Here is a 6666-nt window from a genome sequence, read left to right as displayed (position 1 = left end):
CGCGACTGCCGACAGAAAGGCGACGGCCTCCACCACGCCGTCCAAGCCGTCGCCACCATGCACAACCTCGCCCTGGCTGGGTGAAACAGCAGGTCAGGCACAACTCCGACCTGCCCGAGCCCGACCTTCTGCAACAACTTTTAGGGCGACGTCGACCTCTGCGCGTCCGGGCGACGGCTCACCGGTCCTGACAAAGCCTCTGGACGTGGCGGTGGGGGATCAGGCAGACGGTGAGTCCGAGGAAGGCTTCGTGGATGTCGTCGTGTCTTTCCCAGTGGATGCGCAGGCGGTGGGAGCCGTGCAGCCAGGAGATGGTCCGCTCGACGACCCGGGGGAAGGTGCCCAGGCCGGTGCCGTGCGGCTGGCCACGCTCGGCGATCACCGGGCGAATCCCGCGCTGCCGAAGGAGTCGGCGGTACGTGTCGTGGTCGTAGCCGTGGTCGGCGAAGAGCAGGTCGGGCCGCCTGCGCGGCCGGCCGAAGACTCCCGCGACCGCTGGAATCCTGTCGGGCAGGGGCAGGGGCAGGGGCTGGGTGACGTCGTTGTGGTTGCCGCCGGTCGGCGACACCGCGAGCGGGATGCCCTGGCCGCCGGTGATGATGTGATGCTTGCTGCCCGGCCGTGCGCGGCCGACCGGGCTGGGTCCGCTTCTGGGCCCCGCCGAGCCGCTCCGACGTGGGTGGGGGTGCCCCCGGCGAAGCCAGGGGGAGAGTCGATCGCCGCCCGCGACCAGTCCAACTGGTTCTTCGACCGCGGCGTGTTCAGCAGCTGGTGCAGCTGGTCCCAGACGCCCGCCTCGTTCCAGGCCGCCAGGTGCCGCCGGCACGTCATGCCCGAGCCGAACCCGAGCTCCTGGGGCAGGTACGGTGTCAGCCGAACCCGCGTGGGCCGGCGGACGGCGAGGTTGATCGGCGCCTCCTCTCCGGCCGCGCGGCGGGCCAGGAGGTTCTGGGCCGAGGCGGAGATCAGGTGCGGGCGTGGGGAACGGGGTGGGCCGGGAAGCTCGGCTTCCCGGCCCACCGGTGAGGGTGCGCTCACCGGGTGTCAGGCACCGGCGGCGACGGTGTAGCGGGCGGCGACGTCCTCCCAGTTGACCAGGTCCCAGAGCTTGGTGACGTAGTCAGGGCGGACGTTCTTGTACTGCAGGTAGTAGGCGTGTTCCCAGGCGTCGAAGACCAGCAGCGGGACGCTCCCCTGGCCGACGTTGCCGTGGTGGTCGTAGACCTGCTCCACGATCAGGCGGCGTCCCAGCGGCTCCCAGGCCAGCACGCCCCAGCCGGATCCCTGGACGCTCGTGGTGGCCACGGTGAGCTGCTTCTTGAACGCCTCGAAGCCGCCAAGGTGCTCGTCGATGGCGGTGGCCAGGGCTCCGTCGGGGCGGTCGCCGCCGTCCGGGGAGAGGTTCTGCCAGAAGATCGAGTGCAGGACGTGGCCGGAGAGGTTGAAGGCGAAGGTCTTCTCCAGTCCGACCAGGCCGATCGGGGTGATCTGGTCCTTGTCGCGGGTCTCGGCGATCTGCTCCAGGGTGTCGTTGGCGCCCTTGACGTAAGCGGCGTGGTGCTTGGCGTGGTGCAGCTCCAGGATCTCCGGCGTGATGGCCGGAGCGAGCGCGGAGTAGTCGTATGGCAGGTCCGGAAGCGCGTAGGCGCCCATGTGGCTCAGCCCCTTTCCAGGCGATGATCGTCAGAAGCAAGCATGACCCTTATTGCGAGCTAGTTGCAACAACAAGCTTCATGCATCAGCATGGAAGGGCGGGGCCGGCCAGTCAGCTTTCGGCAGTGCAGCACCGTGAACGGTGCGTCCCTTCCCGAGAGGTGATCGTCTTCTCACCCGGCACCCGCCGGTATCGGCCGGCCCCGTCTCTGTGCCGCGGGCTCGCGCTCACTCCTCCTCGGCCGTGTCCCGGGCGCGCAGGGGCCGCAGCCCGTCGGGCAAGGCGGGGAGCTGGGAGGAATACCGGCCCAGCATGTTGATGTGGTGCCGGACGAACGGGGAGAGGCGGGCCACGTCCTCGTCGCGGACGTCGAAGCCGTCCGCGCGCAGCTGGTTCACCGCGGCGTCCCTGTACCGGGTGTTGAACAGGACAAGTGCGTTCAGGACGTACCCCAGCGCCCCGATCTGGTCCTCCATCCCGTCCTGATAGCGCTGGTAGAGCTGCCCGTGCCTGCCATGAAAGGTCTTCCGGGCGGGGGAGTGGCGGCCCTCCTGGAGGTTGGCCTGGCTCTTGATCTGCCACCGGTAGCCGGACTCGTCGACCAGACGCAGGATGTGCAGGGTCCTGGAGATCCACCCATAGCGGGCGATCGCGTCACCGAGCGGGGTCGGCCGCCGGTCGCGGGACAACATGCGGAATCGTTGATCAGTTCAGCCAGGTGGCTCCGCCCCGGCGCCCGATGACCGGGGTGCAGCCGACGTTGCGGCTGTGCGCGACCAGGGGCGCGGTGGTCGTCACGTGCAGGTCCTTCAGTCTTGCCTCGCCACAGGTGACCGAGGTCAACGTCTGGTCGGCACCGGTCCAGGAGAACACCCCCAACAGGGCCTCCGACAGGTCGACACGGGGGCGGCACCGCTTCCACTGCCTCGCGCAGCCGGCGCAGGGAGGCGGGTTCGGGCTCCGGCTCCAGGGCGGCAGTGCGGGCGGCCGGCGTCGTCGAGCACGAGCTGGGAGGTCGCCGGCACCCGCGCGGCGACCTCGCGGCAGGTACCGTCCAGCGGCGCGGCCCGCGCTGCCAGGTGCTCACCCGCCTCGGCAGGCAGGTTGAGCGAGGCGAGCACGGTCGGCTTGGCCTGCTCCCATGCGTCTCCGTCCAGCAGTCCCGCGCGTGGGTCGCTCCACTTGGAGGAGTTCTCCGCGAACACCTGCTTGCTCCGCAGCATCCGGTGCAGCTGCTCCAGCACGCAGAACGTGTACGCCTTCCAGCCGACCGTGCCCGGCTCCAGGCGCGGCGCGGAGAGCACCAGGCGCCGCCACGACCCGGTGAGCAGGCCGGTGTCGATCTCCGCCGGGCCGACCATCTTGCGTCCCGTCAGGTCCGGCGGCGACCTCAACGCCTTCAGGACCGCAACGCCCTCCGGTGTGGCGCCGAAATCGACCACCGTCACCAGGAACTTCAAATCACCGCATGATTCACAAGCCGCGACGAACGACCACGGCCCCGGCCGTCCGCACAGGGTGGCCGGGGCCGTAGCTGCTCGTACAGCAGTCTCCCCATCGCTCAAGAGGACTTCATGCCCATGCTGGCCGATCCCCGCAGCAGTTGCTGCACGGCAATTCCTTGCATTTCCCGGCCCGTTTCCTAGTGAGGAGGGCTCGGTGCCGGGCAGTCGATTACTACCGGTTGGCCCGGGTCCGGTGTAAGTCGTCCACCGACTTCACCGACGCCCTCGCCTCACACCGTCTCGCCCAGATGATCGGAGCCGCAGCATGAACGCCATCACCGCTCTCCCGCTGTCCAGCGTCACCGACGAGATCGGCCCCCGTCGGCCGGGCGCGATCTACCAGAACGTCGACGGCCGCTTCGAAGTCCTGGCACTGGTCACCGACCCGGCCGAGGCCGCGCGGCTCCTGCACCGCGCCAGCGCCCGCTGGGCAGTCATCGTCCGCGACACCCTGCGCCTCGACGGTCAGCCCTTCGCGGTCGGCTCGGTGTGGACGGACAGTGACCACCTGGTCCGTCCTGCCAGGACGACCTACACAGCGGCCGCCTGACGGCCCGATCCACTTGATCACCGAGCGGACCGGACTGCCCCTGTCCATCGGAATCTTTGGCGCCAACCTCCACGACGGCCAGGCCCTGGAGCCGCTCGTGCGCGGCATCCCGCCCGTCCGCTCCCGCCGCGGCCCACGCCGACGCAAACCCGCCAAGCTCCACGGCGACAAGGGATACGACTACGCCCATCTGCGGAAACGGCTCCGCGAGCGCGGCATCCGGCACCGCACCGCCCGCAAGGGCATCGAGTCCTCCAAGCGGCTGGGCCGCCACCGTCGGGTGATCGAGCGGACCATGGCCTGGCTCGCCGGCTGCCGTCGACCGCACCGCCGCCAGGAACGCAAGGCGGAACATCTCCCGGCCTTCACCAGCATCGCCTGCACCCTCATCCGCTACCGCGGACTCACCAATTGAGATGACCTCTTATGGGTTCCCACCTGGGACTCCTCTCCCTGGACTCAAGATCCAGTGTCGAGGTGTCCACGATCAAGGTGGAGGGCCCGGCAACCGAGCCTGACGGCCCTGTGACGCCGTGCGGCGCGGCAAGCCGGCAGCAGCGGCTCGTTCCCGCCCACAGCTCATCCGATACGCCCCACGGCGGCCGCTCCGTTCTCAGGGTCGGCCCAGGATCCCCCGAGCGAGCTACCTGTTTTGTCCTCTCTGGGGTGACGCGCGCCACCGGTGGTCTCTTGTTGACTCGAATCGTCAACACAACGGCCGAGCAAGGCCGACCGGCCCAGTAGCTAAGGACAACACCATGACCACGACACGCAGTTCCGCGCAGCACGGTTTCCCCAGAGGCCGCCGAATCGCCGCAGCTCTGCTGGTTTCCACGCTGACAGGAACCGCGCTGGTCGCGTGTGGTGCCGGCGCGAAGGGCTCGCAACCGGCCAAGGTTTCCGGCAAGAGCGTCGGCGAGAACGCGGGCGACGCCAGGATCACCTGGGGCAAGTGCCCGGCCCTGGCCGAGGGGCAAACCCGTGACCCCCACCTGGCCTGTGGAACGTTGGAGGTGCCACTCGACTACCAGAACCCGGGCGGCACGAAAATCGACGTGGCGGTCTCCCGGCTGTCCACCGCACAGCCCGGGAAGCGACACGGCGTTCTGCTGCTGAACCCTGGCGGGCCGGCCCTGGGCGGTCTCGACATGCCCGGAACCATGGCGTCCACGCTTCCGAAATCCGTGCTGGACCGCTACGACCTGATCGGTTTCGACCCGCGCGGCGTCGAACACAGCACCCCACAGAGTTGCGGTCTGCAGGACCCCAGCGTGTCCGGGCTGTTCCCCTATCCTGCCGCGGACGGCTCGATCACCAAGAACGTGGCCCTCGCCAAAGCCGACGCCAAGCAGTGCGCCGACACAGTGGGCAAGAACCTGCGGTACTACAACACCGCCAACACCGCCCGCGACATGGACCGCATCCGCCAGGCGCTCGGCGAGAAGAAGATCTCCTACTGGGGCCAGTCCTACGGCACCTACCTCGGCGCCGTCTACCGCTCCCTCTTCCAGCACCACACCGACCGAATGATCCTGGAAGGCAACGTCGACCCCACCAAGGTATGGGCCGACCAGGTGGCGGACACCTGGGGCAAGGGCACGGCCGACCGGTTCCCCGATGCCGCCCGCGTCGCCGCGGCGCAGGCCGGCACCCTCAAGCTGGGCACGAACGTCGCGCAGGTAACCCACACCTACCTCACCCTCGCCGACCGGCTCGACCGCACGCCCGCAGCGATTCCCGGCACCTCGGTGTCGCTGGACGGGGCGCTGCTGCGGAACATGACCTACGCCCTGCTTCTGCACAACGACACCCTTCCCGTGCTCGCCAAGTTCTGGAAGGCCGCCGACAACCTGACCCACGGCAGCACCACGGCCGCCGACACCGCGGTTCTCAAGGAGGTGTTCGCCGCCACACCGACGTCCCCGGGCATCCCCGCGGACAACCAGGCCACCATGTTCATGGCTCTCACCTGTGGCGACGCCGAATGGCCGCACGACGTCGACGGCTATGCCGCCCGCACCACCGCCGACCGCGAGAAGTGGCCGCTCACCGCGGGCATGCCCGCCAACATCTGGGCATGCGCCTACTGGGACAAGCCCGCTGAGGCGACGGTCAAGGTCGTGAAGGGCGGCCCGCGCAACACCCTGATCCTGCAGAACCGCCGGGACAACGCCACCCCGTGGGAAAGCGGCGTCGGGCTGCACAAGTCCCTCGGCGGCGGCTCTGCCTTCGTCGGCGTCGACAACGGCGGGCACTACGTCTACGGCGAAGGCTCCGCCTGCGCCGACAAGGCCACCGTCGGTTTCCTGACCACCGGCCGCCTGCCGGACAAGGACGTCCACTGCACCGACGTCACCCAGAAGTAACCCGCCGGAACGCGGTGCTTCCCCGTCCGGCCCGCTGTCCGGTTGGAGTCGCCTCGATGGGGCCGACAGCAGTCGCCCCAACCATCACGGCGATGGCCGGGAACCGCTGCATCGATACTCGAAACAGCCCCCGGCCACTCCCCGGGATCTGCGCCAGCACCCACGACTCGTGAACAGAGCCGGCCAACCGGATCGCCGACGCACTCAGCACCCCGAACATCATCGGAGAGGAGGCGAACGTGACGGCGTTCATGGTACGGCGGTTCGTCGACCGCGACCTACTGGCCGACTCGAGCGCGAACCCCGACGGCACTCTGCACCACCCCGCCCTACTGACTTCGGCTTGTCGGGGTGAGGCTGGTTCGTCGGGGGCAGGCCGGTGCCGGCTATGAAGCCGTCGAGGGTGCCGGGCCGGTGCTGCAGGCGCTTGAGCCGGTTGCGTACGAGGGCTTCGAGCCGGTCCAGGGCGACGACGGTGAGGTTGGCCAGGCTGTGCTTGACGTGGGCCCACACCCCTCGACCGGGTTGAGGTCGGGTGAGCAGGCGGGCAGCAGGAACACCGTCAGCCATGCACGCTCGGCGATCAGCTCG

At 69.2% G+C, this 6666-nt stretch carries 3 protein-coding genes and 5 pseudogenes; 4 read left to right on the top strand and 4 right to left on the bottom strand.

From position 1 onward, the window contains the following. Positions 1-84: pseudogene (locus tag AB0A94_RS38380) on the top strand (IS5/IS1182 family transposase); the annotation flags it as partial. A 94-nt stretch (positions 85-178) separates the two neighbouring features. Here the strand turns inward: AB0A94_RS38380 and AB0A94_RS38375 are convergent. The 3 genes and pseudogenes from AB0A94_RS38375 to AB0A94_RS38365 form a co-directional block, all read right to left on the bottom strand. Continuing rightward, a pseudogene (locus AB0A94_RS38375) lies at positions 179-864 on the bottom strand (IS5 family transposase); the annotation flags it as partial. A 180-nt stretch (positions 865-1044) separates the two neighbouring features. Further along, entirely contained in the window at positions 1045-1653 is a 609-nt protein-coding gene (locus tag AB0A94_RS38370; RefSeq protein ID WP_361751643.1) for a superoxide dismutase, read from the bottom strand. Positions 1654-1881: 228 nt separating this feature from the next. After that, positions 1882-3114: pseudogene (locus AB0A94_RS38365) on the bottom strand (Tn3 family transposase); the annotation flags it as partial. A 310-nt stretch (positions 3115-3424) separates the two neighbouring features. On the opposite strand from AB0A94_RS38365, the gene AB0A94_RS38360 reads away from it, so the two are divergent. The 3 genes and pseudogenes from AB0A94_RS38360 to AB0A94_RS38350 all read left to right on the top strand — a co-directional run bounded on the left by AB0A94_RS38360 (position 3425) and on the right by AB0A94_RS38350 (position 6075). Continuing rightward, positions 3425-3709, top strand: a complete 285-nt coding sequence (locus AB0A94_RS38360; protein ID WP_361751641.1) for a hypothetical protein — start codon at positions 3425-3427, stop codon at positions 3707-3709. 7 nt (positions 3710-3716) lie between these two features. Next, a pseudogene (locus AB0A94_RS38355) lies at positions 3717-4124 on the top strand (transposase); the annotation flags it as partial. A gap of 343 nt (positions 4125-4467) precedes the next feature. Beyond that, positions 4468-6075 carry an alpha/beta hydrolase gene (locus AB0A94_RS38350; RefSeq protein ID WP_361751639.1) on the top strand — a complete coding sequence of 536 codons (1608 nt, stop codon included), beginning with the start codon at positions 4468-4470 and terminating at the stop codon, positions 6073-6075. A gap of 372 nt (positions 6076-6447) precedes the next feature. On the opposite strand, the pseudogene AB0A94_RS38345 reads toward AB0A94_RS38350, so the two are convergent. After that, positions 6448-6666, bottom strand: a pseudogene (locus tag AB0A94_RS38345) (transposase); the annotation flags it as partial.

Source organism: Streptomyces sp. NPDC044984 (assembly GCF_040646935.1).
Classification (GTDB): domain Bacteria; phylum Actinomycetota; class Actinomycetes; order Streptomycetales; family Streptomycetaceae; genus Streptomyces.
The sequence above is the reverse complement of the archived record's forward strand: the minus strand, read 5'-3'. Positions and strand labels throughout refer to the sequence as shown.

What these genes read in the sequence shown, in the direction of transcription:
- AB0A94_RS38360 (WP_361751641.1), top strand. Translation starts at nt 3,425, where the DNA reads ATGAACGCCATCACCGCTCTCCCGCTGTCCAGCGTCACCGACGAGATC.
- AB0A94_RS38350 (WP_361751639.1), top strand. Translation starts at nt 4,468, where the DNA reads ATGACCACGACACGCAGTTCCGCGCAGCACGGTTTCCCCAGAGGCCGC.
- AB0A94_RS38370 (WP_361751643.1), bottom strand. Translation starts at nt 1,653, where the DNA reads ATGGGCGCCTACGCGCTTCCGGACCTGCCATACGACTACTCCGCGCTC.